The organism is Bacillus sp. YBsi01 (assembly GCF_038406745.1).
GTDB classification, from domain to species: Bacteria; Bacillota; Bacilli; order Bacillales; family Bacillaceae; genus Bacillus; species Bacillus siamensis.
This window is the reverse complement of sequence record NZ_CP151679.1, coordinates 2,620,591-2,645,750: the sequence shown is the minus strand read 5'-3', so window position 1 is coordinate 2,645,750 and position 25,160 is coordinate 2,620,591. Positions and strand designations below refer to the sequence as shown.

The following is a 25,160-nucleotide window of genomic DNA, read 5'->3' as shown; positions in this document are numbered from 1 at the left end:
AACGCTTTTAAAACTCCTTGTGTATAGTATAATTGAGAAATATTATCATTAGGAACGAGGCACAAGGAGGACGGAATCGTGCTGCGACAATTTTTTTCTTATTATAAACCGTACAAAAAGCTGTTTTTTCTCGACTTCTTTTCTGCCATTGCCGGCGGATTAATGGAGCTGAGTTTTCCTCTGATTGTCAATTACTTTATCGATACATTGCTCCCGGGCCGGGATTGGAGTCTGATTATTTTGACTTCCGCTGCTTTATTTGGGGTCTACGCCCTCAGCTCGGCACTTCAGTATGTTGTGACGTATTGGGGCCATATGCTCGGCATTAACATTGAAACCGATATGCGGAAAAAGCTTTTTGACCATCTGCAAAAGCTTTCCTTCAAATTTTACGATAACAACAAAACGGGCAGTTTAATGTCCAAGCTCACCAATGATTTGATGTATATCGGAGAAACCGCCCACCACGGGCCCGAAGATCTGTTTATCGCCATCATGACGATTTTGGGCGCGTTCGGCGTCATGCTGTTCATTAACTGGCAGCTCGCGCTGTTGACGTTTATCATCATGCCGGTCGTCATTTGGCTCGCTTTATATTTCAATAAAAAAATGACCTCTGCATTTACAAAACTGAACAAAGACGTCGGGGATTTCAGCGCGAGGGTCGAAAACAATATCGGCGGCATCCGCCTTGTCCAGGCTTTCAGTAATGAAGCGTTTGAACAGCAGCGGTTTGACGTGAACAATCAGCGTTTCCGCAAAACAAAGCTGACGTCATATAAAATCATGGCGAAAAACGGCTCAATCAGTTACATGCTGACAAGATTCGTCACGCTGTTCGTCCTGTTGTGCGGCACATGGTTTGTCATCCGCGGATCATTATCCTACGGGGAATTCGTCGCTTTCGTGCTGTTGACAAACGTTCTCTTCCGTCCGATTGATAAAATCAACGCGATTATTGAGATGTACCCGCGAGGCATTGCCGGTTTTAAAAGCTTTATGGAAATTCTGGAAACGGAGCCTGACATCAAGGATGCCCCGAATGCGAAACATGTGTCGGGTTTAAAAGGGAATATCCGCTATGATCATGTGTCATTCGGCTATGAAGAAAACAATCCGGTGCTGTCCGGTATTAATTTGTCCATTCAAGCGGGGGAGACGGTTGCATTTGTCGGGCCTTCGGGAGCGGGGAAATCAACGCTGACAAGTCTGCTGCCGCGTTTTTATGAACCGTCTGAAGGCGCGATTTCCATAGACGGAATTGATATTAAAGACATGACGCTGTCATCTCTGCGCGGACAAATCGGCGTCGTCCAGCAGGATGTCTTTCTGTTTTCCGGCACATTGCGGGAAAACATTGCTTACGGACGGCTGGACGCGTCCGAGGAAGAAATCTGGCAGGCCGTCCGCCAGGCGCATTTAGAGGATTTGGTAAACGGGTATCCTGCCGGTTTAGACACGGTGATCGGCGAACGCGGAGTGAAGCTGTCAGGCGGACAGAAGCAGCGGCTTTCCATCGCCAGAATGTTTTTGAAAAACCCGCCGATCTTAATTTTGGATGAGGCTACATCGGCTCTCGATACAGAGACAGAAGCCGCCATTCAAAAGTCTCTGCAGGAACTTTCTGAAGGCCGCACGACACTTGTAATCGCCCATCGGCTGGCTACGGTTAAGGATGCGGACCGGATCGTCGTCGTCACGAAAGAAGGCATCGCCGAACAAGGGCACCACAAGGAACTTCTGGCATCCGGCGGCATGTACCAAAGACTCCATCAGGCGCAATTCGGCGAACTGATTCATTAATATAGAAAAAGGATAGACGAACGGGGGCCGAGGCGCCTCCTGTCTATCCTTTTTTATGTAGTCCGTATTTAATGGGCTTCTTTATGCGCAGGTTCGATGATATGTTTGAAACGGTCAATGAGCTGCACCGCTTTCTTTCCTTCCACTACAATTAAATATTCTTGTTCTTTATGCGCCATTCTGAACGTTTCCAGTTCGATGATGTCTTTGATTTTGCACATCATTTTTTTAGAGTAGATATACAGCTCGTGGCCTCCCGTGTGGCAAAGCTGATAAAGCTGAAGCATATTTCGTAAAGTGAACTTCTTAGCGGCTATTTTCAAAGATGTAATGTTTTTCATGTGTTTTCTCCTCCGTCTGATGGTCTGTTATTTCGGAAATTCCCCATATAAACCGGTGATAAACCTGGTTATGCTTTCCACCTCAGCACGCCTCCCGCCAGACGTTTGACTCCGCGGATAGCGCTTAATTCTTCGACGAGCCGAAGCAGCGCCCGGTCTTTCTCTTTCGCTTCAATCATAAAGTCGATGTCCGTCTCCCATTGTCTGAACCGCTCCAGCACCGGCAGAATAAAATTCGCATCCACATAGTCCGCATGACTGCGCACGGCTGCTTCTGATTTTGGCGAGGAGAGGTGGACCTTCGGCTTTAAGCCGATCCGCTGCCACGTTTTCATCATCCGCGGGAGAATGTCATCTAAATCAGCGTCATCGGTCGGATTGGCGTAAAAATGATGATAATCAAACACAAACGGAATGCCCTCTTGTTCACATACACTGAGTGTTTCTTCAGATGTATACGTTTTATCATCGTTTTCCAAAGTCATCCGCTGTTTGATGATATCGGGGAGTTCTTTCAGATTCATGCTGAAACGGTCAAGCGCGCTTTGTTTGTCGCCATAAGCGCCTCCGATATGAATGTTAATGACGGAGCGGTCCGCGATGCCCATGGCGTCCAGCATGTCATAATGATAGGCCATATCCTTGACCGTATTAGCGGTAATCTCCCGTTTCGGGCTTGTGAAAAGGGTGAATTGGTTCGGGTGAAAGCTCGTTCTGAGATCATATTTTCTGACCAGCCCGCCGATCTCACGGAACTCCTGGCGAAACGGCGTGACAAAATCCCACAGTACATCCGGGTGCGTGGCGAGCGGCACAATCGAGCTTGAGAACCTGTACAAAGGGATGCCGTGTCCGACCGCATAGTGGAGGGTGCGCAGCGTGTTGGTAAGATTTGCTTTCGTCACAGAAAGCAGGGCCTCTTTCCGCTCGCCGGGTGAAAGTTTTGTATAGCGCGCATATGTTAAGGTTTTGGCGGGGGATGCGTCCCAAAGGCACATGGCGTTTGAAACGAAACCGAATCTGAACAGCATATGGTTTCTCCTTTATAAAAAATAAGATATGGCTTTTCCCAGCCATTCTGCAGGAAGCTGTCTGAAGGAGCGCTGTTTCACTTTTTCTAATGTGAGAAGCTCGGATTTTTCGATGTCCTGCTTTATGGTTGAGAGCACTTCTTCCGTAAAGGCCTCATCGTTAATGATGACATTCACTTCTTCATTCAAGAACAGGCTCCGTTTATCAAAATTCGGCGTACCGATAATGCTGATGCGGTCGTCTATAATGAAGGCTTTGACGTGATAAAAGCCTTGATAATACCGGTAGATGAGACAGCCGGCTTTCAAAAGCTCGGGATAATAGGTAAACGCTGTTTCCCGAACGAGCGGATGGTCTGACTTCATCGGCACGATCAAGGTGACTTTGACGCCTTTTCGGCAGGCTGCAATAAGCGCTGCCTGAAGCCTTTTGCTCGGTACATAATAAGGCGTGCCGATTATGATTTTTTTCTCCGCCTTAAGGATGCAGTTTTCATAATGCGATTCAAGCGAAAAGCCGTCCGACGCATATGTCCTATGAGAGATATTCCCTTCCGGCAACGGCGGATAAACTTCGGGTGACTCGGGTGTTTTTCCGGTGTTTCGTTTCAGGTCGCTTAAAAAAAGAGTCTGGAGATCCGCCGTGCCTTCGCCGGTCATCCGCAGATGATAATCCTCCCAGTTTCCGAACTTCGCTTTTTTGCCGAGATACTCTTCCGCGATGTTGAATCCGCCTACATAGCCGATTTTGCCGTCAATGACGGTTACTTTCCGGTGATTCCGTTTTTGCAGCCTGAAAAAAAGAAACGGAAATCCGGGTTTGTTCAGAAAATGAACGTGAACGCCGGCTTTTTTCATCGTTTGAATAGAAGGCTTTTTCACTTGGCGGCTGCCCGCCCAATCAAGCAGCAGATATACGGAGACGCCGGCCTGCGCCTTTTCTTTCAATAAATGAAACATATCAAGGCAGACTTGGTCGTTCTTCATAATAAAAAACATCATATGAATAGAAGAGACGGCTTGGCGGATATCGGCCGTCATTTGCTGCACAAGCTCGCCGCCGCAGTGAATGAGTCTGATATCACTCTTTTTCGGGTCAAAGACGGGCTCATACGCCTGTTTTTTGTACGCCGCCCGGCCAAGCAGCATATCAAGCAGCATAAGTGCGATTAATATGATGAAAATGATAAGCAACACAACAAAGACCTTCATACCGACGCTCCTTTCCGAAGTATCCGTAGTGTGCCCTGAGAATGCGAATTTAATTATTGACTGAACACTCATTCATTATTTATGATAAAGTAAAGATATGACAATGCAGAGGGGAATCAGAACAAAGGGGGAGACAAGATGAACGCTTTTCTCATGGTAAACGCGCTGCTGTTCTTAGCTGTAACCGCTTACGCCGTTTATTTATTCGTTTACCTGATCAGAACGAGGATCGCTTATATTAAGCTCGGCCAAAGGGAAGAATTTGATAAACGCCTGAAAGAACGTCTGCAAATGATATGGGTGAATGTGTTCGGACAGAAAAAATTGCTGAAAGATAAAAAAAGCGGAATCATCCACGTTCTGTTTTTTTACGGATTTATACTTGTTCAGTTCGGCGCAATTGATTTTATTCTGAAAGGGCTGCTTCCCGACCGGCATTTGCCGTTCGGCCCGCTTTATCCGGCGTTTACCTTTTTTCAGGAAATCGTCACGTTTCTTATTTTAATCGCTGTGGTTTGGGCGTTTTATCGGCGCTACATTGAAAAACTCGTCAGACTGAAACGCGGGTTTAAAGCGGGGCTTGTCCTGCTGTTCATCGGCGGACTGATGGTGACGGTGCTTCTCGGGAACGCCATGAACCTTTTATGGCACGATCATTCTTTGTCCTGGACGGAGCCGATCGCTTCCTCCATTGCGTTTGTGCTCGGCGGTCTTTCAGCACCGGCCGCAGCCGCCGTGTTTTATGTTTCATGGTGGCTTCATCTGTTGTTTTTGCTCAGCTTTTTAGTGTACGTGCCGCAGTCAAAGCATGCACACTTAATTGCGGGTCCGGCGAATGTGTTCCTCAGCAGGCTGGATTCAAAAGGGAAACTGGAAAAAATTGATTTCACCGATGAAACGAAAGAAAGCTACGGTGTCGGAAAGATTGAAGACTTCCGCCGCTCCCAGCTTGTCGATCTTTATGCCTGCGTCGAATGCGGCCGCTGTACAAATATGTGTCCTGCTTCCGGTACGGGCAAAATGCTTTCACCGATGGATCTCATCTTAAAGCTGAGAGACCACCTGACGGAAAAGGGCGCTGCCGTGACATCAAAATCTCCGTGGGTGCCCGCGCCCGTTTTTCAGCACACGAAGGCGAATCAGCTCGCCGCGGCTTCCTCAGGGGGAGGATCGCGTGAAGCGGCGGCAGCCATTGACTACAACCCAAGCTTAATCGGCGAGGTCATTACGGAAGAGGAAATCTGGGCGTGCACCACATGCCGCAACTGTGAAGATCAATGTCCGGTCATGAATGAACACGTTGATAAAATTATCGATCTGCGCCGCTATCTTGTGCTTACGGAAGGGAAGATGGACAGCGACGCGCAGCGGGCCATGACAAGCATTGAAAGACAGGGAAACCCGTGGGGCTTAAACCGGAAAGAGCGGGAAAACTGGCGGGAGCAGACGGATACAGAGATTCCGACAGTGAAAGAAATGAAAAAACAAGAGAAAGAGTTTGAATATTTGTTTTGGGTCGGTTCAATGGGTTCTTATGACAACAGAAGCCAAAAGATCGCCGTCTCATTTGCAAAACTGCTCAATGAAGCGGGCGTATCCTTTGCGATACTCGGCAATAAAGAAAAAAACTCAGGCGATACGCCGCGCCGTTTAGGCAACGAGTTTCTGTTCCAAGAGCTGGCGGAACACAACATCGGCGAATTTGAAAAACACGGGATCAAAAAAATCGTCACGATTGACCCGCACGCCTATAATATGTTCAAAAATGAATATCCGGATTTCGGATTCCAGGCTGAAGTCTATCATCATACTGAATTATTAGCCGAGCTGGTGTCGCAGGGGAAACTAAAACCGCTTCATCCGGTGAATGAAACGATCACCTTCCATGACTCATGCTATTTAGGCAGATACAATGAAGTGTATGAGCCGCCGAGAGCGATCTTAAAAGCCATCCCGGGCGTTCAATTGAAAGAAATGGAGCGCAGCCGCGAAAACGGAATGTGCTGCGGCGCCGGGGGAGGCCTCATGTGGATGGAAGAAGAAACGGGAGTGAGAATCAACACGGCCCGGACTGAGCAGGCGCTTTCTGTCAGCCCGACGGTCATCAGCTCCGGCTGCCCTTACTGCCTGACCATGCTCGGTGACGGTACAAAAGCGAAAGAAGCCGAAGACGCGATCGGCACTTATGATGTCAGTGAATTGCTCGCCATGTCTGTATTCGGTACGGAAAAACAAGAGTCTTCATAGAGAGAAGCAGGCCGCCCGCGCATATGCCGGCGGCTTTGTTTTCGCACATCGGCCGAATTATGAAGGGACGCCTCTAAAATTTCTTAAATTACACTGTTAAGGGTAGCATATTCTGTTTTAATTTGTTTATAATGAGAGGTATGGTTTATGAACAAAACAATACAAAATCGTTCTTATTATAGGATAGAAACAGATACATATAAGTAATAGAAAGGGAGTGTCCGACCTTGAGTATCAAACAATATTCTCAGGAACAGCTGAAGCAGATGGCTTTAGTTGAAATCGCTCACGAAATTTTCTCAGAACATAAAAAACCGGTTCCGTTCCAGGAGCTGCTGAATGAAATTACTTCCTTGCTCGGTGTTACGAAAGAGGAACTGGGTGACCGCATCGCCCAATTTTATACCGACCTCAACATTGACGGCCGCTTTATTGCTCTGTCAGATCAGACTTGGGGGCTTCGCAGCTGGTATCCGTACGATCAGCTGGACGAAGAAACACAGCCGACTGTAAAAGCGAAAAAGAAAAAAGCGAAAAAAGCCGTTGAGGAAGATCTTGATCTTGACGAATTCGAGGAAGTTGATGAAGATGACATCGATCTCGATGAATTGGAAGAAGATATTGATCTTGAAGCAGACAGCTTTGACGACGAAGATATCGACGATGAAGAAGATGACGACGATCTTGAGATCGAAGAGGATATGCTTGAAGAAGATGAGGAAGATGATGAGGATGAAGACGAGGATCAAAAACGCTGATTTCATAGCAGCAAAACGATCTTGACTTTCATTGTCGAACTATGTAGTATGTATTTTGGGCTCTTCAAAAAGAAGAGAATTCATAAGAGTGCTACGCTCCCTTTCAAGAAATTGAAAGGGAGCTTTCTTATTTTCATCTCCCAAATTCTTTTATACATCATTTGTTTTTAGTGAAATGATTTTCTATAAAACGGCACATTTTAAAGAATGTAGCGCAGACCGAAGAGAGGAGCAAACGAAATGACGAAATATATTTTTGTAACCGGGGGAGTTGTATCTTCACTCGGAAAAGGAATTGTGGCAGCATCACTGGGCCGCCTGTTGAAAAACAGAGGCATGAGCGTCACCATCCAAAAATTTGACCCTTATATCAACGTTGACCCGGGAACGATGAGCCCGTACCAGCACGGTGAGGTGTTCGTAACCGATGACGGCGCTGAGACTGACCTTGACTTAGGGCACTACGAGCGTTTCATTGACATTAATCTGAACAGATTCAGCAACGTGACGACCGGTAAAATCTACTCTGCTGTATTGAAGAAAGAACGCCGCGGGGACTACCTCGGGGGAACGGTTCAGGTCATTCCGCATATCACAAATGAATTGAAAGACCGCGTTTACCGCGCCGGCAAAGAAACAAATGCAGATGTAGTCATTACTGAGATCGGCGGAACTGTGGGAGATATCGAATCCCTTCCGTTCCTTGAAGCCATCCGTCAAATGAAAAGCGACATCGGTCATGAAAACGTAATGTACATTCACTGTACGCTTGTTCCGTACATCAAAGCGGCGGGCGAGCTGAAAACAAAACCGACGCAGCACAGCGTAAAAGAGCTGAGAAGCCTCGGCATTCAGCCTAATATCATCGTCGTGCGCACAGAAATGCCGATTTCTCAAGATATGAAAGATAAAATCGCGCTCTTCTGCGATATTGACACGAAAGCGGTTATTGAATGTGAAGATGCGGACAACCTTTACTCCATCCCGCTTAACCTTCAGGAGCAGGGACTCGATAAGCTTGTCTGCGATCATATGAAATTAGAGTGCAAAGATCCGGATATGACGGAATGGAAAGACCTTGTCACAAGAGTGAAAAACTTGTCTAAAACCATTACAATCAGCCTCGTCGGAAAATACGTCGAGCTTCAGGACGCTTACATTTCAGTCGTTGAATCACTGCGCCATGCGGGCTATGCGTTTGACGCTGATGTGAAGATCAAATGGATTAACGCCGAAGAAGTGACAGAAAGCAATATTCAAGAGCTGACTGACGGCACAGACGGAATCATCGTGCCCGGCGGTTTCGGAGACCGCGGTGTAGAAGGAAAAATCATCGCCGCCAAGTACGCGCGTGAAAATAAAATTCCGTTCTTCGGCATTTGCCTCGGTATGCAGATTGCATCTATTGAATATGCGCGAAACGTATTAGGTCTGGAAGGGGCTCACTCTGCGGAGATCGATCCGTCCACTCCTTATCCGATCATTGACCTTCTTCCTGAACAAAAAGATGTCGAGGATCTCGGAGGAACGCTTCGTCTCGGTCTGTACCCTTGTAAGCTTCAGGAAGACACGAAAGCTTTCGAAGCGTATGCGGATGAAGTGGTATACGAACGCCACCGCCACCGTTATGAATTCAACAATGAATACAGACAGCAAATGGAAGAGAACGGTTTTGTGTTCTCAGGCACAAGCCCTGACGGCCGCCTTGTGGAAATTATCGAGCTGAAAGACCATCCTTGGTATGTCGCTTGCCAATTCCACCCTGAGTTCAAATCAAGACCGACAAGACCTCAGCCTTTATTCAAAGACTTTATCGGCGCTTCCGTACAAGCTGCCGAACAGAAGTAATAAAAAAAGACTTGCCTCCGTTAAAAGCGGCAAGTCTTTTTTCTTCATCAGTTATATTCCTGCACCATTTCCTTTAATGTAAAGGACAGTGCGTGATAGACATACAGGCCTGTCATTAATGAAGGAAAGCCGTATCTTGTTCCGTCTTCATCGGGCAGAAGCGGCATTTTTAATTTGCTGTCAATATGAACATCACAAAATGCCTCAATCCCGGTTTGATCCTTGATGACGGGAGACACGCACACAAGGCCGATCCCTTTTTCATAAAGTTTTTTTGCCAGCGCCTGTTCTTCAGCCGTACCCGGGCCTGAACAGAACATCAGCACCCTGTCGCTTTCTGTAATCGAATCAGCTGTATCCGGAAACGCCTTGACCGAAGGCATCGGTTCAGAGCCGAGTTCCGCCTCGCACAAAATGCCCTGCATCTCATTTGCGCCGTATAAATAGATGGAATGGCCGCTGACGGCAGCCTGAGCCAGCAGCCGCGCGCCGTCTTCTATTGCTTCGGATTCCTTATCCTGAATGCGGGAAAAAATGCCTGCAAGCTGCGTCGTAAAGATCTTTAACATGAGTGAAACCTCCTTTACACTTACAAGAACAGTATACAACAAAAGAGAAAATGCTCAGAAAATGTCGGAAAGTAGACTATTATAATTAAAGGAAATGTGAAAATCAAACAGAATACATTAACAACTGCTTCCTTTTGACGAAAATGATAATATTGGGGTGTAAAATGATGAATGAAAAGATTTTAATCGTAGATGACCAATACGGTATACGTATATTGCTCAATGAAGTGTTTCATAAAGAAGGGTACCAGACGTTTCAGGCCGCCAACGGCATACAGGCGCTGGACATCGTAACGAAAGAACGGCCGGATCTTGTGCTTTTAGATATGAAAATCCCCGGCATGGACGGAATCGAAATTCTCAAACGCATGAAAATGATCGACGGCTCCATCCGCGTCATTATTATGACCGCTTACGGAGAACTCGATATGATTAAGGAATCAAAAGAGCTCGGAGCGCTGACTCATTTTGCCAAACCTTTCGACATTGACGAGATCAGAGACGCGGTGAAAAAATATTTACCTCTAAAATCGAATTAATAAAATTAGAAACAATTATGTCATTGTGTTGCCGATTTGTCGAAAAGTTGGTATCCTAGAGATGGAGAAAAAGCGATCTGTTGTTTTACATATGACAGGTTTTTATGGTCATGCTATAGGGTGGAAAGCTTTTTTCGAGAAGAAGCAAATCAGGCTACATAAGGAGGACTTTCGACATGCCTTTAGTTTCAATGACGGAAATGTTGAATACAGCTAAAGAAAAAGGATATGCTGTTGGACAATTTAACCTAAATAACCTTGAGTTCACTCAAGCTATTTTACAAGCAGCAGAAGAGGAAAAATCCCCGGTTATTCTAGGTGTTTCAGAAGGCGCGGGACGCTACATGGGCGGCTTCAAAACAGTCGTTGCCATGGTTAAAGCTCTTATGGAAGAATACAAAGTGACAGTACCTGTTGCCATTCACTTAGACCACGGTTCAAGCTTTGAATCTTGTGCGAAAGCGATTCATGCAGGCTTCACTTCTGTAATGATCGACGCATCTCACCATCCGTTTGAGGAAAACGTAGCAACTACATCTAAAGTGGTTGAGCTTGCTCATTTCCACGGCGTTTCAGTTGAAGCTGAGCTCGGAACTGTCGGCGGACAGGAAGATGACGTTATCGCTGAAGGCGTAATCTATGCTGACCCTAAAGAGTGTCGAGAACTTGTAGAGCGCACTGGCATCGACTGCCTTGCACCTGCATTAGGTTCTGTTCACGGCCCTTACAAAGGCGAACCGAACCTCGGTTTCAAAGAAATGGAAGACATCGGCAAATCAACCGGCCTTCCGTTAGTACTTCACGGCGGTACAGGAATTCCAACTGCCGACATTAAAAAATCAATCTCACTTGGTACGGCTAAAATCAACGTAAACACTGAAAACCAAATTTCTTCTGCAAAAGCTGTCCGCGAAACATTGGCAGCTAAGCCGGACGAATACGATCCTCGTAAATATCTTGGACCTGCTCGTGAAGCGATCAAAGAAACGGTTATCGGTAAAATGCGTGAGTTCGGTTCTTCAAACCAAGCTTAATCCGGTGTAACATCCATAAACCGCCTGACAGCATTGACAGGCGGTTTTATGTCTTACCTTTAGAAAGCGCAATCATGTTTTACAGTTCTGAAAACTTATTACTGGGGAGGCTTTCCTTATGTTATTTTTCATTGATACAGCAAACATTGACGAGATTAAAGAAGCTTACGAACTTGGCGTTCTTGCCGGAGTGACGACAAACCCTAGTTTAGTAGCAAAAGAAGCTGACGTGACTTTCCATGACAGACTTCGTGAAATTACGGAAGTCGTGAGCGGATCAGTAAGCGCAGAAGTCATTTCCCTGAATGCTGAAGAAATGATTGAAGAAGGTAAAGAACTGGCGAAAATCGCGCCGAATATCACGGTGAAAATCCCAATGACGTCTGAAGGGTTAAAAGCCGTAAAAGCGCTGAGCGACCTGAACATAAAAACAAACGTAACGCTCATCTTCAGCGCCAACCAGGCGCTTTTAGCCGCAAGAGCCGGAGCGACTTATGTATCTCCGTTCTTAGGCCGCCTGGATGATATCGGCCATAACGGCCTTGACCTGATTTCAGAAGTAAGACAGATTTTTGACCTTCATGACATTGATACACAAATCATCGCAGCTTCCATCCGTCATGCGCAGCACGTGACTGAAGCGGCTTTGCGCGGTGCACATATCGGTACGATGCCGCTGAAAGTCATTCACCAGCTGACAAAACATCCGTTAACGGATAAAGGCATTGAGCAATTTTTGGCAGACTGGAATAAATAAGGGTGTAATGGGCGGCAAACCGGTTGCATCCGTTTGCCGCACCCTATTTCCTGTTTGACGGCGGGCCTTCATATCAAAGTTCCCCGGAATGTGAACCCGGCGGGTCTCTGTGCATCCTGTGTAAAAAATGCCCCGTAAAGCTTCGCTATTTTCTTCCTGTTATTTTATAATGTCCTTGTATTCTTTCTCTTCGAATTGGCTACATTTTGGACAAGAGCTTTATTTGCAGAGACAGAATAAAATGCCATTTTATTTATGCTCCGCAGCTATCTTCTTATGGAAGGAGACTATCATGGAAAAGTTGAATATTGCCGGCGGCGATCCGTTAAACGGAACCGTACATATCAGCGGTGCGAAAAACAGCGCCGTCGCATTGATACCCGCAACCATTCTGGCAAATTCCGAAGTAACGATCGAAGGGCTTCCGGAGATCTCAGATATTGAAACGCTGCGTGACCTGCTGAAAGAAATCGGCGGAAACGTCCATTTTGAAAAAGGAGAAATGGTCGTGGACCCTTCACCGATGATCAGCATGCCGCTTCCCAACGGCAAAGTGAAAAAACTCCGCGCTTCTTATTATTTAATGGGCGCGATGCTCGGCCGCTTCAAACAGGCGGTCATCGGACTGCCGGGCGGGTGCCATCTCGGGCCTCGGCCGATTGATCAGCATATAAAAGGGTTTGAGGCGCTTGGGGCTGAAGTCACCAATGAACAAGGCGCGATTTATCTGCGCGCCGAAAGGCTGAGAGGCGCACGGATTTATTTAGATGTCGTCAGCGTCGGGGCGACGATCAATATCATGCTTGCCGCTGTGCTCGCTGAAGGAAAAACCGTGATAGAAAACGCCGCCAAGGAACCTGAGATTATTGATGTTGCCACACTGCTCACCAGCATGGGCGCAAAGATAAAAGGCGCGGGAACCAATGTGATCAGAATCGACGGCGTGAAAGAGCTGCACGGGTGCAGACATACCATCATCCCGGACAGAATTGAGGCGGGCACCTTTATGATCGCCGGCGCGGCGATGGGGAAAGAAGTCATTATTGATAATGTCATACCGACCCACCTGGAGTCTTTGACGGCAAAGCTCAGGGAAATGGGTTTTCACATCGAGACGAGTGACGACCAGCTTCTTATGCTCGGCGGGCAGAAGCAGATAAAACCGGTCGACGTAAAAACGCTTGTTTACCCGGGATTCCCGACTGACCTTCAGCAGCCGATGACATCTTTGTTAACGAGAGCGGGCGGCACGAGTGTCGTGACTGACACCATCTACTCGGCCAGATTTAAACATATTGATGAGCTGAGACGGATGGGAGCCAACATGAAAGTGGAAGGCAGGTCAGCGATTATCACCGGTCCGGCCGAGCTGCAGGGCGCAAAAGTAAAGGCGAGCGATCTGCGTGCAGGCGCTTGTCTGGTCGTAGCAGGGCTGATGGCCGACGGCGTAACCGAAATTACCGGTCTTGAGCATTTGGACCGCGGCTACAGCAATCTTGAGAAAAAACTCGAAGGCCTGGGCGCCACAATCTGGCGGCAGAGGCTGACGGACGAAGAGATAGAACAGCTCCAAAATTCATAGAAATGCGGACTTTTGAGAGGAGATCGTGTTGAAATGGAAAGAAGCTTATCAATGGAATTGGTTCGGGTTACTGAAGCGGCGGCTTTAGCATCTGCCAGATGGATGGGCCGCGGGAAAAAGGATGAAGCCGATGATGCGGCGACAAGCGCCATGCGTGACGTGTTTGACACGGTGCCGATGAAAGGCACGGTCGTTATCGGGGAAGGCGAGATGGACGAAGCCCCGATGCTTTACATCGGCGAAAAGCTCGGAAACGGATACGGCCCCCGCGTCGATGTCGCCGTCGATCCTCTTGAAGGCACTAACATCGTAGCCAGCGGCGGCTGGAATGCGCTGACGGTGATCGCGGTCGCTGACCATGGAACACTGCTGAACGCTCCTGATATGTATATGGAAAAAATTGCGGTCGGACCTGAAGCGGTAGGCTGCATCGACATCGAAGCTCCTGTCATTGATAACTTAAAAGCTGTTGCGAAAGCGAAAAACAAAGACATTGAAGATGTCGTGGCAACCATTTTATATCGCGACAGACATGAAAGAATCATCTCTGAATTGCGTGAGGCCGGCGCCAGAATCAAACTGATCAACGACGGTGATGTCGCGGGCGCCATCAATACGGCCTTTGACCATACGGGCGTAGACATTCTCTTCGGCTCAGGCGGGGCACCAGAAGGCGTGCTGTCTGCCGTTGCGTTAAAAGCGCTCGGCGGTGAAATCATCGGCAGGCTTCTGCCGCAAAGTGCGGAAGAGCAAGCCCGCTGTGAGCGGATGGGCCTTGATGTATCCAAAGTGCTCCGGATGGAGGACCTTGTGAGGGGAGACGACGCCATTTTTGCGGCAACGGGCGTAACGGACGGAGAGCTTTTGAAAGGCGTTCAGTTCAAAGGCACAGTCGGCACGACCGAAAGTCTGGTTATCCGGGCGAAATCAGGAACAGTCCGATTCGTTGACGGAAGACACAGCCTGAAGAAAAAACCAAATCTTGTGATCCGGCCATAAATAGAGAAAAAAGCGGGACTTTCCGTCCCGCTTTTCTTTTGCAAAAAAGAGTCAACCCTATCATTTATATGTCAAAGCATTATTTAAGTTGAATAATTTTTTAAAATGAGGTAAAAATAAAGAGTGCTGCGATTTTTCTGTGTCATTCCTTCTTTTGAGTACTGGGAAATTTTCAAATTCTACCGCATACAGACGATATAAATATTGATCTTCTCAAGTTTTTGTCCTCGCTTCCTTCAAAACTCATTAAGACAATCCTTTTTAAAAAAAGCGCCGATCATGGGTGGAAGTGTTACCGATAGAAGTTCCTGAATGTTTTATAAAAGAATGTGCTTTGGCGGAATCATGCAAAGCAGCCGATTTGAATGAAAACAGCAATACATTGACTATGAAAAGCGTGGTGTTTTTTATGAAAGACGTATCTATTTCCTCTTTGGAAAATATGAAATTAAAAGAACTGTACGAACTGGCAAGACATTATAAAATCTCCTATTACAGCAAACTGACCAAAAAAGAATTAATCTTTGCCATACTGAAAGCCAACGCCGAGCAGGAGGATCTTCTGTTTATGGAAGGCGTGCTCGAAATCATCCAATCGGAAGGGTTCGGCTTCCTCAGACCGATTAATTACTCGCCAAGCTCAGAAGACATCTACATTTCTGCTTCCCAGATCCGCCGCTTTGATTTAAGAAACGGTGACAAAGTTTCCGGCAAGGTGCGCCCGCCGAAAGAGAACGAACGCTATTACGGACTTTTGCACGTTGAAGCGGTAAATGGCGATGATCCGGAATCCGCGAAGGAGCGCGTTCATTTTCCTGCGCTGACACCGCTTTATCCCGACCGCCAAATGGTGCTTGAGACGAAACCGAATTATCTCTCAACACGGATTCTCGATATGATGGCTCCCGTCGGTTTCGGCCAGCGCGGTCTGATCGTGGCGCCGCCGAAAGCCGGTAAAACCATGCTGTTAAAAGAAATCGCTAACAGCATTACGACAAATCAGCCTGACGCTGAATTAATCGTGCTCTTAATTGATGAAAGACCGGAAGAAGTAACGGATATCGAACGTTCCGTAGCGGGCGATGTCGTCAGCTCCACGTTTGATGAAGTGCCGGAAAACCACATCAAGGTAGCGGAGCTTGTGCTTGAACGGGCGATGCGTCTCGTTGAACACAAAAAAGACGTTATCATCCTGATGGACAGCATTACCCGTCTGGCACGCGCTTACAACCTCGTTATCCCGCCAAGCGGACGTACGCTTTCCGGCGGTATTGACCCGGCTGCATTCCATCGTCCGAAGCGCTTTTTCGGTGCCGCGAGAAACATTGAAGAGGGCGGCAGCCTGACCATTTTAGCGACGGCACTCGTAGACACGGGCTCCCGGATGGATGACGTCATCTATGAAGAATTTAAAGGAACGGGCAACATGGAGCTTCACCTTGACCGTTCTCTTGCGGAAAGACGGATTTTCCCGGCGATCGATATCCGCCGCTCCGGCACACGGAAGGAAGAGCTGCTCGTGCCGAAAGAGCATCTTGACCGTTTATGGGCGATCCGCAAGTCGATGTCTGATTCTCCGGACTTCGCAGAGAAGTTTATGAGAAAAATGAAAAAAACGAAAACAAATCAGGAATTCTTCGATCTGATCAACCAAGAATGGAAGCAGGCGAACCTGTCATCATCAGCCCGCCGCTGATAAAAAATGTATTTGCAAATGCAGTAAATGACTGATATAATTCTCTCATATGCGTTCCGGATTCGCTCCGGAATAATAACTCTGTTTCCACATGGGATTCAGGGCGGAAGGAGATGGATACAATGAAAGCAGGAATTCATCCTAATTTCAAAAAAGCAACAGTTAAATGCGCTTGCGGAAATGAATTTGAAACAGGCTCAGTAAAAGAAGAGGTACGCGTTGAGATTTGCTCTGAATGCCACCCATTCTACACTGGACGTCAAAAATTCGCTTCTGCTGATGGTCGTGTTGATCGCTTTAACAAAAAATACGGTCTTAAGTAATAATAGATTTTACAGGCAGGCAAGAATTGCTTCTTGCCTGTTTTTTATGTCTATAAACAGGAAAAAAGGGGAGCGGATAGCCTATGTACATAATGAAGCAAAGCGGATGGCTTGAGCTGATATGCGGCAGCATGTTCTCTGGGAAATCAGAAGAGCTGATCCGCAGAGTGAAAAGAGCGACATATGCGAAGCAGGAGGTTAAGGTATTCAAACCTGCCATTGATAATCGCTACAGTGAGGAAGCCGTCGTTTCTCACAACGGCACATCCATGACAAGCCACGTCATCTCGTCTTCGGCTGAAATATGGGATCATATCAGTGAAAGCACGGACGTCATCGCGGTAGATGAAGTGCAGTTTTTCGGCGAATCGATCATTGACGACTTATCCCGGCTTGCCGATAAAGGCTATCGTGTCATCGCGGCCGGACTTGATATGGATTTCCGCGGAGAGCCGTTCGGTGTTGTGCCGAATCTGATGGCGGTTGCCGAATCGGTAACGAAGCTGCAGGCGGTATGCTCTGTCTGCGGGTCGCCGGCAAGCCGTACGCAGCGTTTAATTGACGGGAAGCCCGCTTCCTATGATGATCCGGTCATTTTAGTCGGCGCGTCGGAGTCATATGAAGCGAGATGCAGGCATCATCACGAAGTGCCGAAAAAACAGACTGATAAATAACCCTTTTCATGAAAACATCGGTAAAAGATCCGGTGTTTTTTTGACGTTTTTTCAAATATTGTAGTTAAATAACTTAAAAAAGAGTATGAAAAAATTAAGTAATTTTCATCTCTTGAATTTTCATTTTTACAGGCATAAAATGACTAAGTAATGTAAATAGTTATGAGACATTGTTCGAATAATTGTCAAAAAAAGATATAGCAGATCGCGATCACATTAGCCAAATTGGGTAATTACTTAACTTTGTTAACTATTTGAAGAAAGAAGGAGATTTTCTTGAATAATATTAAAGTAACGAAGGAAGGCAACTTAGAAACTACTTTAAGAGGAAAAGAAGTTCTATCTATCCCTACTTTAAATAAAGGCGTTGCGTTTTCAGCAGAGGAAAGAAAAAGCCTTGGATTAGACGGGCTGCTTCCTCCGACAATTCTGTCTCTTGATGAGCAGGCTAAACGCGCATACGAGCAGTTTCAGGCTCAGCCGGACCGCCTTCGCCAAAACGTATATTTGAATGATTTGCAAAACCGTAACGAAGTTCTTTTCTTTAAATTGCTTCAAAACCATCTTCGCGAAATGCTGCCGGTTGTTTACACACCGACTGTAGGTGAAGCGATTCAAGAATACAGCCATGAGTACAGAAGACCTCAAGGGATTTACCTTTCTATCGACAATGTGGAAGGCATTGAAGAAGCATTTGAAAACCTTCATGCCACTGCCGGCGATATTGATCTGATCGTTGCGACAGACTCAGAAAGCATCCTCGGAATCGGTGACTGGGGTGTAGGCGGAATCAACATCGCCATCGGTAAATTAGCTGTATACACAGCCGCTGCCGGTATTGATCCAAGCCGTGTTATTCCTGTCGTTCTTGACGTCGGTACGAACAATGAAAAACTTCTGAACGATCCTTTATACATCGGTAACCGCCATGAACGTATCCAAGGCGAACGTTATGAAGCTTTCATTGACGCTTATGTAAAAGCTGCGCTTAAATATTTCCCTAAAGCTCTTCTTCACTGGGAAGACCTTGGAAACAAAAACGCGCGCAATATCATGAAGAAATACAATCATGAAATTCTTACTTTCAACGATGATATTCAAGGTACTGGTGCGATTACGCTTGCAGGTGTGCTTGCAGCGATGAAGAAAACAGGCGCTTCTATTAAAGATCAGCGTGTGGTTGTCTTCGGTGCGGGATCTGCCGGAATCGGAATCGCTGACCAAATCCGCGACACTATGGTGCTTGCCGGTCTTTCTGAAGAAGAAGCCAACAAAGCATTCTACACAATGGACTACAGAGGCCTGTTAGTTGAAGGTATGGAAAACATTCTTGATTTCCAAGAGCCGTACCTGCGCACAGCTGAAGAAATTAAAGATTGGAAACGCGATGAAAATGGACAAATTCCTTTCATTGAAGTGATCCGTCAAGCAAAACCGACGATCTTAATCGGTACTTCAGGCCAAAGCGGCGCATTCAGTGAAGAAATCGTAAAAGAAATGGCAAAACATGTTGAGCGTCCGGTCATCATGCCGATGTCTAACCCGACACCGCTTGCTGAAGCCGTTCCTAGCGATCTTTTCAAATGGACTGACGGTAAAGTTCTTGTGGCAACAGGAAGCCCGTTTGACAATGTTGAGTACAATGGCGTTTCTCATGAAATCGGACAATCTAACAACGCATTCGCGTTCCCTGGACTTGGCCTCGGTTCAATCGTTGTAGAAGCGAAAGTGATTACTCCTGCAATGTTTGCGGCAACTGCTGACGCAATCGCAGAAAGCGTTGATTTTGAAACACCGGGTGCAGGTCTTCTGCCGAGCATGAGCGACTTACAAGAAGTTTCAATTAAAGTTGCGATCGCCGTAGCAGAAACTGCAATTAAAGAAGGCGTGGCAAACCGCATTCCTGAAAATGTAGAACAAGCCGTTCTTGATGCAATGTGGAAACCGCAATACAAACAAGTTGTAGCTAAATAATTTTACGATTAATTTTACAGTCCGAGGGAAAGCTTTTATATAAAGGCTAAAGTATACGGACATTAAGGATTTGGAGGAGAATATTTTGAGCTTCTTAGATATTTTAATCCTCCTGGCACCGATCTTTTTCGTGATCGTGCTGGGTTGGTTCGCAGGTCGCTTCGGAAGTTATGACGCGAAGTCAGCAAAAGGGGTAAGTACCTTAGTTACGAAGTACGCGCTTCCGGCGCATTTTATCGCCAGTATTTTAACCACTTCAAGAAGTGCGTTTTTAACACAGGTTCCTTTAATGATCGCTTTGATCATCGGGATCGTCGGATTCTATATCGTCATTCTGCTGGTTTGTAAATTCATCTTTAAGTATGATTTAACGAACTCATCTGTATTTTCTTTAAACTCAGCACAGCCGACATTTGCATTTATGGGTATTCCTGTACTCGGAAGCTTATTCGGCGCAAACGAAGTAGCGATTCCTATTGCCGTAACGGGTATCGTGGTTAACGCTATGCTTGATCCGATTGCGATCATTATCGCTACTGTCGGTGAGTCATCTAAGAAGCAAGACAGTGAAAATGAGAATTTCTGGAAAATGACTGGTAAGTCTATTCTTCACGGTCTTTCCGAACCGCTTGCGGCTGCACCGCTCATCAGTATCATCCTTGTGCTGTTCGGTGTAAGTCTTCCTGAGCTCGGCGATAAAATGCTTGAGCAGCTCGGAAGCACAACATCAGGTGTTGCGCTCTTCGCCGTCGGTGTAACTGTCGGTATCCGCAACATCAAGCTCAGTGTGCCGGCTTTCGGTATCGCTTTGTTAAAAGTTGCCGTTCAGCCTGCACTGATGTACTTGATCGCTCTTGCAGTCGGACTTCCGGCTGACCAGATCACAAAAGCGGTATTGCTTGTTGCATTCCCTGGATCTGCGGTAGCGGCGATGATTGCCACACGTTTCGAAAAACAAGAGGAAGAAACTGCGTCTGCGTTCGTGATCAGTGCGATTTTATCTCTAATCTCACTGCCGATCATCATTGCGCTGACTGCATAATGAAAAGCTCCCTGCTTCAGGGAGCTTTTTTAATTAGAATTGAAATTTAAAAGGCGAAAATCTCGTTTTTTTTCTGGGTTTCTTATGTTCTGAAGAAGCGGCTGTTTCTGAGAGGGGAGCTGTCTGGGCAAGTTCCTGGATGCGGGAGGCCAATGTCTGCAATTCGGCATTGAGGTCGTCGATTTCCCGTCTGTGCTGTAGAAGCTGATAAGACACACCTTCATCCGCCTTTTGTTTCAGCTGGCGTTCCAGCTCAGCTATTCTTGATAGCAGTTGGTCCCCGTCCTGTTTCTCTTTCGTGAGAATATCCAGTTTGCGTTCCAGCTCTGCCAACCTTTGTTCGGCGCCGCCGCTGTTTTTCGGCCGCTGCAAAATAAAGCCCGTCCGTTTTTTCGGCTGCCGGGGCACTTGCACGTCCAGCAGAGCAGTGCCTTCAGAAATTTGCCGTTTGACCGATTTCAGTACATCAAGGTCCTCAGGCGTAAAGGAATAATGCCCGAGCTCATTTCGTTCAGCCGGAAGATTCAGCTGCTTGACCCACCTTTGCACCGTTTTTGCGGAGACACCGAGTTCTTTCGCGGCCATGTTTGTATTCATGATCACATACCTCCTTTTCAGCTAGGTATTCGACCATGAGGCGGCGTTCCCTTCATGTTAGACAAAACAAGAAGGAATTCGCCAAAGAAAGCAACATTTCTTCAAAAAACGTTACGCTTCATACAATTCCAGCGGAAGCTTGTCGGGATCGAAGAAAAAGGTAAAGCGTTTCCCCGTCAGCGGATCGGTTCTGACCGGTTCTGTGTCGATGCCCTTTTCCTTTAACTCCCTGACAGCCGCTTCAAGATCGTTTACAGTGAAGGCGAGGTGCCGGAGACCTGCTGCTTCAGGACGGGTCGGCCGCTCGGGCGGATCGGGAAAGGAAAACAATTCAATCACATATGTGCCGTCCAGCGCCAGATCGAGTTTATAAGACCCGCGCTCCTTTCGATAGGTTTCTTTTATAATGCCGAAACCGAGCGTTTCGGTGTAAAAAGCTTTCGACTTTTCATAATCAGAGCATATGATTGCTATATGGTGGATGGATTTCAGCATATCCGCTCCTCCTTTTTTGTTTCAGTATAGCAGAGGCCGATTGCTTTTGACTGGTGATAAGCCCTATACTATAATGAGAATGTTACGCACAGGAAAACAGAGGTGAAGACCGTGTTAGACCGTTTACAGTCAATTGAACAACGATACGAAAAATTAAATGAGCTTTTAAGTGATCCGGAAGTGGTCAACGATCCGAAAAAGCTTAGAGAATATTCGAAAGAGCAATCTGATATACAGGAAACTGTTGAAGTCTATAGACAATACAGAGACGCATCAGAACAGCTTGCCGATGCGAAAGCAATGCTTGAGGATAAGCTTGATGCCGATATGAGAGAAATGGTGAAGGAAGAAATCTCCGAGCTGCAGGGAGAGACCGAAACCTTATCAGAGCGTTTGAAAGTGCTCCTCATCCCGAAAGACCCGAACGATGACAAAAACGTAATCATGGAGATCCGCGGCGCAGCGGGCGGAGAAGAAGCCGCGCTGTTTGCGGGAAATCTCTACAGAATGTACTCCCGTTATGCCGAAATCCAAGGCTGGAAGACCGAAGTCATGGAAGCAAACGTGACCGGAACGGGCGGTTACAAGGAAATCATCTTTATGATTACGGGAAAAGGCGCGTACTCCAAGCTGAAGTATGAGAATGGGGCGCACCGCGTGCAGCGGGTGCCGGAAACGGAATCAGGCGGCCGCATTCATACGTCTACGGCGACGGTGGCGTGTCTTCCGGAAGCGGAAGAAGTAGAAGTGGACATCCATGAAAAGGATATCCGCGTCGATACATTCGCATCAAGCGGACCGGGCGGACAGAGCGTAAACACGACAATGTCGGCCGTACGCCTGACGCATTTGCCGACGGGTGTCGTCGTATCCTGTCAGGATGAAAAATCTCAGATTAAAAACAAAGAAAAAGCGATGAAGGTGCTCCGCGCCAGAATCTATGACAAATTCCAGCAGGAAGCCCAGGCTGAATATGATCAGACACGCAAATCAGCCGTCGGTTCAGGCGATCGTTCTGAACGTATCCGCACATACAATTTCCCGCAAAACCGTGTGACGGATCACCGCATCGGACTGACGATTCAAAAGCTGGACCAAATCCTTGAAGGAAAGCTTGATGAAGTGGTTGAAGCGTTAATCGTAGAAGACCAGTCAAGCAAGCTCCAGCAGGCGGAAAATTAAGATGAAGACCGTTTTTGAAGCCCTAAGCTGGGCTTCTTCTTATTTAACCGAAGCGGGAAGAGAAAAAAACGCGGCCGAGCTGCTGCTGTTAAATGATACGGGAATGGATCGGAGCAAGCTTCTCGCAAGTCTGCAGGAGCCTGTCGGCGAGGATGAGCTATACCGTTTCAGACGGCATGTGGAAATGCATAAAGAAGGCATTCCGATTCAATATATTATCGGGAAAGAACAGTTTTACGGCAGGGAATTCTTTGTGAATGACGATGTTCTCATTCCGCGTCCGGAAACGGAAGAAGTCGTCTTTCATCTGCTGGACAGACAGAAGCGGGTGTTTTCTGAGGGAGAACGCCTGAATGTAATTGATATCGGAACGGGGAGCGGAGCCATTGCGGTGACGCTTGCACTTGAATGCGGACATTTTTCAGTATCGGCTTCGGACATTTCAAAAGAAGCGCTTCAGGTGGCGGAAAGAAATGCGCAAAACCTCGGAGCGGACGTCCGCTTTTTGCAGGGAGATCTTTTAACTCCTTTTATTTCATCAGGAATAAAAGCGGATATTATTGTGTCCAACCCGCCGTATATTTCTGAAGAAGAGATGGCGGAGTTATCCGATATCGTCCGTTTTCATGAGCCGCTTCATGCTCTTACGGACGGCGGAGACGGTTTAAAATTCTACAAGCGGTTTATGGAGGAGCTGCCTCTTGTCATGAAAGATAAAGCGCTTGTCGTCTTTGAAATCGGATATAATCAGGGAAAAGCCGTGAAAGACCTGTTCCGTCATTCCTTTCCGAATGCGGAAGTGGAAGTCATAAAGGACATCAATGGAAAAGACAGAACCGTATCCGCGGTCATCACATCATGAAAAAAGCCTGCCGGTGACGCACACGGCAGGCTTTTGTTACAATGGAAAGAAAATGAAAGGGGTATCCGCCTTGAAAAAAGCATTTGCTTTCGGCTGTATACTGGCCGCCGCAGCTTATGCGGCGGGGTTTGTTCTGCCGTTTGGCTTTGACGGCATTTTCGGTGCCGTTACGGCCGTTCTTATCATCACAGCGATCATCGTTTCCGGGTTGGCCGTAAGCGGAGCAGAACAGCGGGCCAATTATCATTCTGAAACAAAAGAAGGCCGGCACGCCCGTTTAAAGATGGCAGCCGTTTTCTTTTGCGCCGCTCTGCCTTCAGCCGTCTGTCTGCTGATTACGCTTCTGTAGCCGGACTTTGTCTTTGCAGCAATACGGAATCCCACACCCAATAGACGGCGGCTGTTAAAACCGCAAAAATATAAAAGGCCGAATTAGAAAACAGAGATTGGCCTGACGGCTGCAACAGACCGAAGATGATCCCGTTTGCGACAAATGACGTTCCTAAATAATAAAGGAAATAAAGCGGATGAAATCTCTTCGGCTTTTTATTCAAAAAGTATTGAAGCGGCAGCGCAAAAATCAAATAGGGAAACAAAAAATAAAATGCCATCGAAATGAAAGCCGCGAAAATAAATTGATGAACATACAAAATAGAATAAATGACAGACATACATGCCGCCGACAGCAGCACGGTGTAATTATATTTCATCTGAAAACCCTCCTATCAAAATAATATCGTACCATATTCTGAGTCTGTCAATGCAGATTATCAGCTTGCTAGATTTTTTTCTTCCCGCCGGTTTAAACCTTTTCGGTCATGTCCATAATGAGACTAGATAAAAAAGCACGGAGAGGAACGGTGGGGACCGATGAAACAGACAATGATGATCTGCATATATATTTTTCTTTTATTATCAGGAGCGCTTGCGGGCTTAACGAAAGAAGAAACAGCGCGGGCGTCAGCCAATGAGCCCGTTGTCATACCGGATGAAGCGATACGGCTTCGGATCTTAGCCAACAGTGATAACGATGAGGATCAAACGCTCAAGCGCCAGATCAGAGATGCTGTAAACAAGGAAATCACGGGCTGGGTGAAAGATATCACTTCTATTGAAGAAGCGCGGCGGCTCATCCGTTCAAAGCTTCCTGAAATTAAAGAAATCGCCAAACAAACAATGAAAGAAAAAGGTGCGCATCAATCCGTTTCAGTTGAATTCAATAAAATTTCGTTTCCGACAAAGCTTTACGGCAATATGGTCTATCCGGCCGGAAAATATGAAGCGATTTTAATTACCCTCGGCAATGGCGAGGGCGCCAACTGGTGGTGCGTCTTGTTTCCGCCGCTATGCTTCCTTGATTTTTCAAACGGTGAAGCGGTGAAAGATCAGGAAGACGGCGGACAGAAGCAGGAAGAAACGAAAAAACAGACAGAAAAAGTGATGGATGACGTCAAAGCGAAAGCTGATAAAGCGAAGAAAGAAAATAAAGATGACGATGATACTGAAGTGAAGTTTTTCCTCGTCGATTGGATTTCAGATCTGTTTTCCTGAAGCAAAAAGGCATAAATCCGGATTCGATTCATAGATTGGAAGAA

25 protein-coding genes and 1 pseudogene are annotated in these 25,160 nt (G+C 46.8%); 19 read left to right on the top strand and 7 right to left on the bottom strand.

All coding sequences use genetic code 11. The annotated features are described in order from the left end of the window. The first annotated feature begins 78 nt into the window (after positions 1-78). The gene (locus AADZ70_RS13275) at positions 79-1,803 is read left to right on the top strand and encodes an ABC transporter ATP-binding protein (RefSeq protein WP_016937609.1); all 1,725 of its coding nucleotides are present in this window, start codon (positions 79-81) and stop codon (positions 1,801-1,803) included. Between the two features lie 68 nt (positions 1,804-1,871). On the opposite strand, the gene AADZ70_RS13270 is transcribed toward AADZ70_RS13275, so the two are convergent. The 3 genes from AADZ70_RS13270 to cls form a co-directional block, all read right to left on the bottom strand. Next, a complete protein-coding gene (locus AADZ70_RS13270; RefSeq protein WP_342007158.1) occupies positions 1,872-2,144 on the bottom strand; it encodes a hypothetical protein in 273 nt (90 codons plus the stop codon). Between the two features lie 68 nt (positions 2,145-2,212). Next, positions 2,213-3,175, bottom strand: coding sequence for a UV DNA damage repair endonuclease UvsE (gene uvsE / locus AADZ70_RS13265; RefSeq protein WP_342007157.1), 963 nt, complete (start codon positions 3,173-3,175; stop codon positions 2,213-2,215). Between the two features lie 12 nt (positions 3,176-3,187). Next, the gene (cls, locus tag AADZ70_RS13260; RefSeq protein ID WP_342007156.1) at positions 3,188-4,387 is read right to left on the bottom strand and encodes a cardiolipin synthase; all 1,200 of its coding nucleotides are present in this window, start codon (positions 4,385-4,387) and stop codon (positions 3,188-3,190) included. A 138-nt stretch (positions 4,388-4,525) separates the two neighbouring features. On the opposite strand from cls, the gene AADZ70_RS13255 reads away from it, so the two are divergent. From AADZ70_RS13255 to pyrG, 3 genes are all read left to right on the top strand, one after another. Next, entirely contained in the window at positions 4,526-6,634 is a 2,109-nt protein-coding gene (locus AADZ70_RS13255; RefSeq protein ID WP_064777912.1) for a (Fe-S)-binding protein, read from the top strand. Between the two features lie 227 nt (positions 6,635-6,861). Next, on the top strand, positions 6,862-7,392 hold the full coding sequence (gene rpoE, locus AADZ70_RS13250) for a DNA-directed RNA polymerase subunit delta (protein ID WP_016937614.1): 531 nt from the start codon (positions 6,862-6,864) through the stop codon (positions 7,390-7,392). A 240-nt stretch (positions 7,393-7,632) separates the two neighbouring features. Next, complete coding sequence (gene pyrG, locus AADZ70_RS13245; protein WP_016937615.1) at positions 7,633-9,240, top strand: CTP synthase (glutamine hydrolyzing); 1,608 nt, start codon at positions 7,633-7,635, stop codon at positions 9,238-9,240. Positions 9,241-9,287: 47 nt separating this feature from the next. Here pyrG and AADZ70_RS13240 read toward each other — a convergent pair whose 3' ends face one another. Further along, entirely contained in the window at positions 9,288-9,809 is a 522-nt protein-coding gene (locus tag AADZ70_RS13240) for a DUF2529 domain-containing protein (protein WP_045926576.1), read from the bottom strand. 164 nt (positions 9,810-9,973) lie between these two features. Between AADZ70_RS13240 and spo0F the strand changes: the two genes are divergently transcribed. The 11 genes and pseudogenes from spo0F (at position 9,974) to AADZ70_RS13185 (ending at position 20,429) form a co-directional block, all read left to right on the top strand. Continuing rightward, a complete protein-coding gene (spo0F, locus tag AADZ70_RS13235) occupies positions 9,974-10,348 on the top strand; it encodes a sporulation initiation phosphotransferase Spo0F (protein WP_095241197.1) in 375 nt (124 codons plus the stop codon). A 176-nt stretch (positions 10,349-10,524) separates the two neighbouring features. After that, entirely contained in the window at positions 10,525-11,382 is an 858-nt protein-coding gene (locus AADZ70_RS13230) for a class II fructose-bisphosphate aldolase (protein WP_342007155.1), read from the top strand. 118 nt (positions 11,383-11,500) lie between these two features. Beyond that, positions 11,501-12,139, top strand: a complete 639-nt coding sequence (gene fsa, locus AADZ70_RS13225; RefSeq protein ID WP_016937619.1) for a fructose-6-phosphate aldolase — start codon at positions 11,501-11,503, stop codon at positions 12,137-12,139. A gap of 292 nt (positions 12,140-12,431) precedes the next feature. Continuing rightward, positions 12,432-13,721: a UDP-N-acetylglucosamine 1-carboxyvinyltransferase gene (locus tag AADZ70_RS13220; protein WP_016937620.1), complete on the top strand. Its 1,290-nt coding sequence runs from the start codon at positions 12,432-12,434 to the stop codon at positions 13,719-13,721. 33 nt (positions 13,722-13,754) lie between these two features. Further along, positions 13,755-14,720 (top strand): class II fructose-bisphosphatase, encoded by a 966-nt coding sequence (glpX, locus tag AADZ70_RS13215; protein ID WP_016937621.1) that lies wholly within the window; start codon positions 13,755-13,757, stop codon positions 14,718-14,720. Between the two features lie 203 nt (positions 14,721-14,923). After that, positions 14,924-15,029 (top strand): annotated as a pseudogene (locus AADZ70_RS13210) (hypothetical protein); the annotation flags it as partial. Positions 15,030-15,129: 100 nt separating this feature from the next. Then, a complete protein-coding gene (gene rho / locus AADZ70_RS13205) occupies positions 15,130-16,416 on the top strand; it encodes a transcription termination factor Rho (RefSeq protein ID WP_003151107.1) in 1,287 nt (428 codons plus the stop codon). 122 nt (positions 16,417-16,538) lie between these two features. Further along, a complete protein-coding gene (rpmE, locus tag AADZ70_RS13200; RefSeq protein ID WP_003151132.1) occupies positions 16,539-16,739 on the top strand; it encodes a 50S ribosomal protein L31 in 201 nt (66 codons plus the stop codon). 83 nt (positions 16,740-16,822) lie between these two features. Beyond that, positions 16,823-17,413: a thymidine kinase gene (locus AADZ70_RS13195; protein WP_016937623.1), complete on the top strand. Its 591-nt coding sequence runs from the start codon at positions 16,823-16,825 to the stop codon at positions 17,411-17,413. Between the two features lie 276 nt (positions 17,414-17,689). Further along, a complete protein-coding gene (gene malS / locus AADZ70_RS13190) occupies positions 17,690-19,387 on the top strand; it encodes an oxaloacetate-decarboxylating malate dehydrogenase (protein ID WP_016937624.1) in 1,698 nt (565 codons plus the stop codon). A gap of 85 nt (positions 19,388-19,472) precedes the next feature. Further along, complete coding sequence (locus AADZ70_RS13185; protein WP_016937625.1) at positions 19,473-20,429, top strand: AEC family transporter; 957 nt, start codon at positions 19,473-19,475, stop codon at positions 20,427-20,429. A gap of 33 nt (positions 20,430-20,462) precedes the next feature. Here the strand turns inward: AADZ70_RS13185 and racA are convergent, their stop codons facing one another. Together racA and AADZ70_RS13175 are read right to left on the bottom strand one after the other, a co-directional pair. Continuing rightward, positions 20,463-21,026, bottom strand: a complete 564-nt coding sequence (gene racA, locus AADZ70_RS13180) for a chromosome-anchoring protein RacA (RefSeq protein WP_342007154.1) — start codon at positions 21,024-21,026, stop codon at positions 20,463-20,465. 111 nt (positions 21,027-21,137) lie between these two features. After that, the gene (locus AADZ70_RS13175) at positions 21,138-21,521 is read right to left on the bottom strand and encodes a VOC family protein (RefSeq protein WP_045926575.1); all 384 of its coding nucleotides are present in this window, start codon (positions 21,519-21,521) and stop codon (positions 21,138-21,140) included. 111 nt (positions 21,522-21,632) lie between these two features. Between AADZ70_RS13175 and prfA the strand changes: the two genes are divergently transcribed. From prfA to AADZ70_RS13160, 3 genes are all read left to right on the top strand, one after another. Next, complete coding sequence (gene prfA / locus AADZ70_RS13170) at positions 21,633-22,703, top strand: peptide chain release factor 1 (protein ID WP_029575294.1); 1,071 nt, start codon at positions 21,633-21,635, stop codon at positions 22,701-22,703. Position 22,704: 1 nt separating this feature from the next. Beyond that, positions 22,705-23,565, top strand: coding sequence for a peptide chain release factor N(5)-glutamine methyltransferase (gene prmC / locus AADZ70_RS13165; RefSeq protein WP_198698184.1), 861 nt, complete (start codon positions 22,705-22,707; stop codon positions 23,563-23,565). Positions 23,566-23,635: 70 nt separating this feature from the next. Continuing rightward, on the top strand, positions 23,636-23,914 hold the full coding sequence (locus AADZ70_RS13160; protein ID WP_029575295.1) for a DUF5316 family protein: 279 nt from the start codon (positions 23,636-23,638) through the stop codon (positions 23,912-23,914). Here the strand turns inward: AADZ70_RS13160 and AADZ70_RS13155 are convergent. Continuing rightward, positions 23,901-24,275, bottom strand: coding sequence for a UPF0715 family protein (locus AADZ70_RS13155; RefSeq protein WP_045926574.1), 375 nt, complete (start codon positions 24,273-24,275; stop codon positions 23,901-23,903). The genes AADZ70_RS13160 and AADZ70_RS13155 overlap by 14 nt on opposite strands. Before the next feature lie 160 nt (positions 24,276-24,435). Between AADZ70_RS13155 and spoIIR the strand changes: the two genes are divergently transcribed. Continuing rightward, positions 24,436-25,116, top strand: a complete 681-nt coding sequence (gene spoIIR / locus AADZ70_RS13150; RefSeq protein WP_047475866.1) for a stage II sporulation protein R — start codon at positions 24,436-24,438, stop codon at positions 25,114-25,116. Positions 25,117-25,160: the final 44 nt, after the last annotated feature.

Coding starts and splice junctions, on each gene's coding strand:
- spo0F (WP_095241197.1), top strand. CDS start 9,974: ATGATGAATGAAAAGATTTTAATCGTAGATGACCAATACGGTATACGT.
- uvsE (WP_342007157.1), bottom strand. CDS start 3,175: ATGCTGTTCAGATTCGGTTTCGTTTCAAACGCCATGTGCCTTTGGGAC.
- cls (WP_342007156.1), bottom strand. CDS start 4,387: ATGAAGGTCTTTGTTGTGTTGCTTATCATTTTCATCATATTAATCGCA.
- pyrG (WP_016937615.1), top strand. CDS start 7,633: ATGACGAAATATATTTTTGTAACCGGGGGAGTTGTATCTTCACTCGGA.
- glpX (WP_016937621.1), top strand. CDS start 13,755: ATGGAAAGAAGCTTATCAATGGAATTGGTTCGGGTTACTGAAGCGGCG.
- AADZ70_RS13220 (WP_016937620.1), top strand. CDS start 12,432: ATGGAAAAGTTGAATATTGCCGGCGGCGATCCGTTAAACGGAACCGTA.
- rho (WP_003151107.1), top strand. CDS start 15,130: ATGAAAGACGTATCTATTTCCTCTTTGGAAAATATGAAATTAAAAGAA.
- AADZ70_RS13230 (WP_342007155.1), top strand. CDS start 10,525: ATGCCTTTAGTTTCAATGACGGAAATGTTGAATACAGCTAAAGAAAAA.
- AADZ70_RS13175 (WP_045926575.1), bottom strand. CDS start 21,521: ATGCTGAAATCCATCCACCATATAGCAATCATATGCTCTGATTATGAA.
- racA (WP_342007154.1), bottom strand. CDS start 21,026: ATGAATACAAACATGGCCGCGAAAGAACTCGGTGTCTCCGCAAAAACG.
- AADZ70_RS13270 (WP_342007158.1), bottom strand. CDS start 2,144: ATGAAAAACATTACATCTTTGAAAATAGCCGCTAAGAAGTTCACTTTA.
- spoIIR (WP_047475866.1), top strand. CDS start 24,436: ATGAAACAGACAATGATGATCTGCATATATATTTTTCTTTTATTATCA.
- AADZ70_RS13255 (WP_064777912.1), top strand. CDS start 4,526: ATGAACGCTTTTCTCATGGTAAACGCGCTGCTGTTCTTAGCTGTAACC.
- AADZ70_RS13155 (WP_045926574.1), bottom strand. CDS start 24,275: ATGAAATATAATTACACCGTGCTGCTGTCGGCGGCATGTATGTCTGTC.
- fsa (WP_016937619.1), top strand. CDS start 11,501: ATGTTATTTTTCATTGATACAGCAAACATTGACGAGATTAAAGAAGCT.
- AADZ70_RS13240 (WP_045926576.1), bottom strand. CDS start 9,809: ATGTTAAAGATCTTTACGACGCAGCTTGCAGGCATTTTTTCCCGCATT.
- prmC (WP_198698184.1), top strand. CDS start 22,705: ATGAAGACCGTTTTTGAAGCCCTAAGCTGGGCTTCTTCTTATTTAACC.
- rpmE (WP_003151132.1), top strand. CDS start 16,539: ATGAAAGCAGGAATTCATCCTAATTTCAAAAAAGCAACAGTTAAATGC.
- AADZ70_RS13195 (WP_016937623.1), top strand. CDS start 16,823: ATGTACATAATGAAGCAAAGCGGATGGCTTGAGCTGATATGCGGCAGC.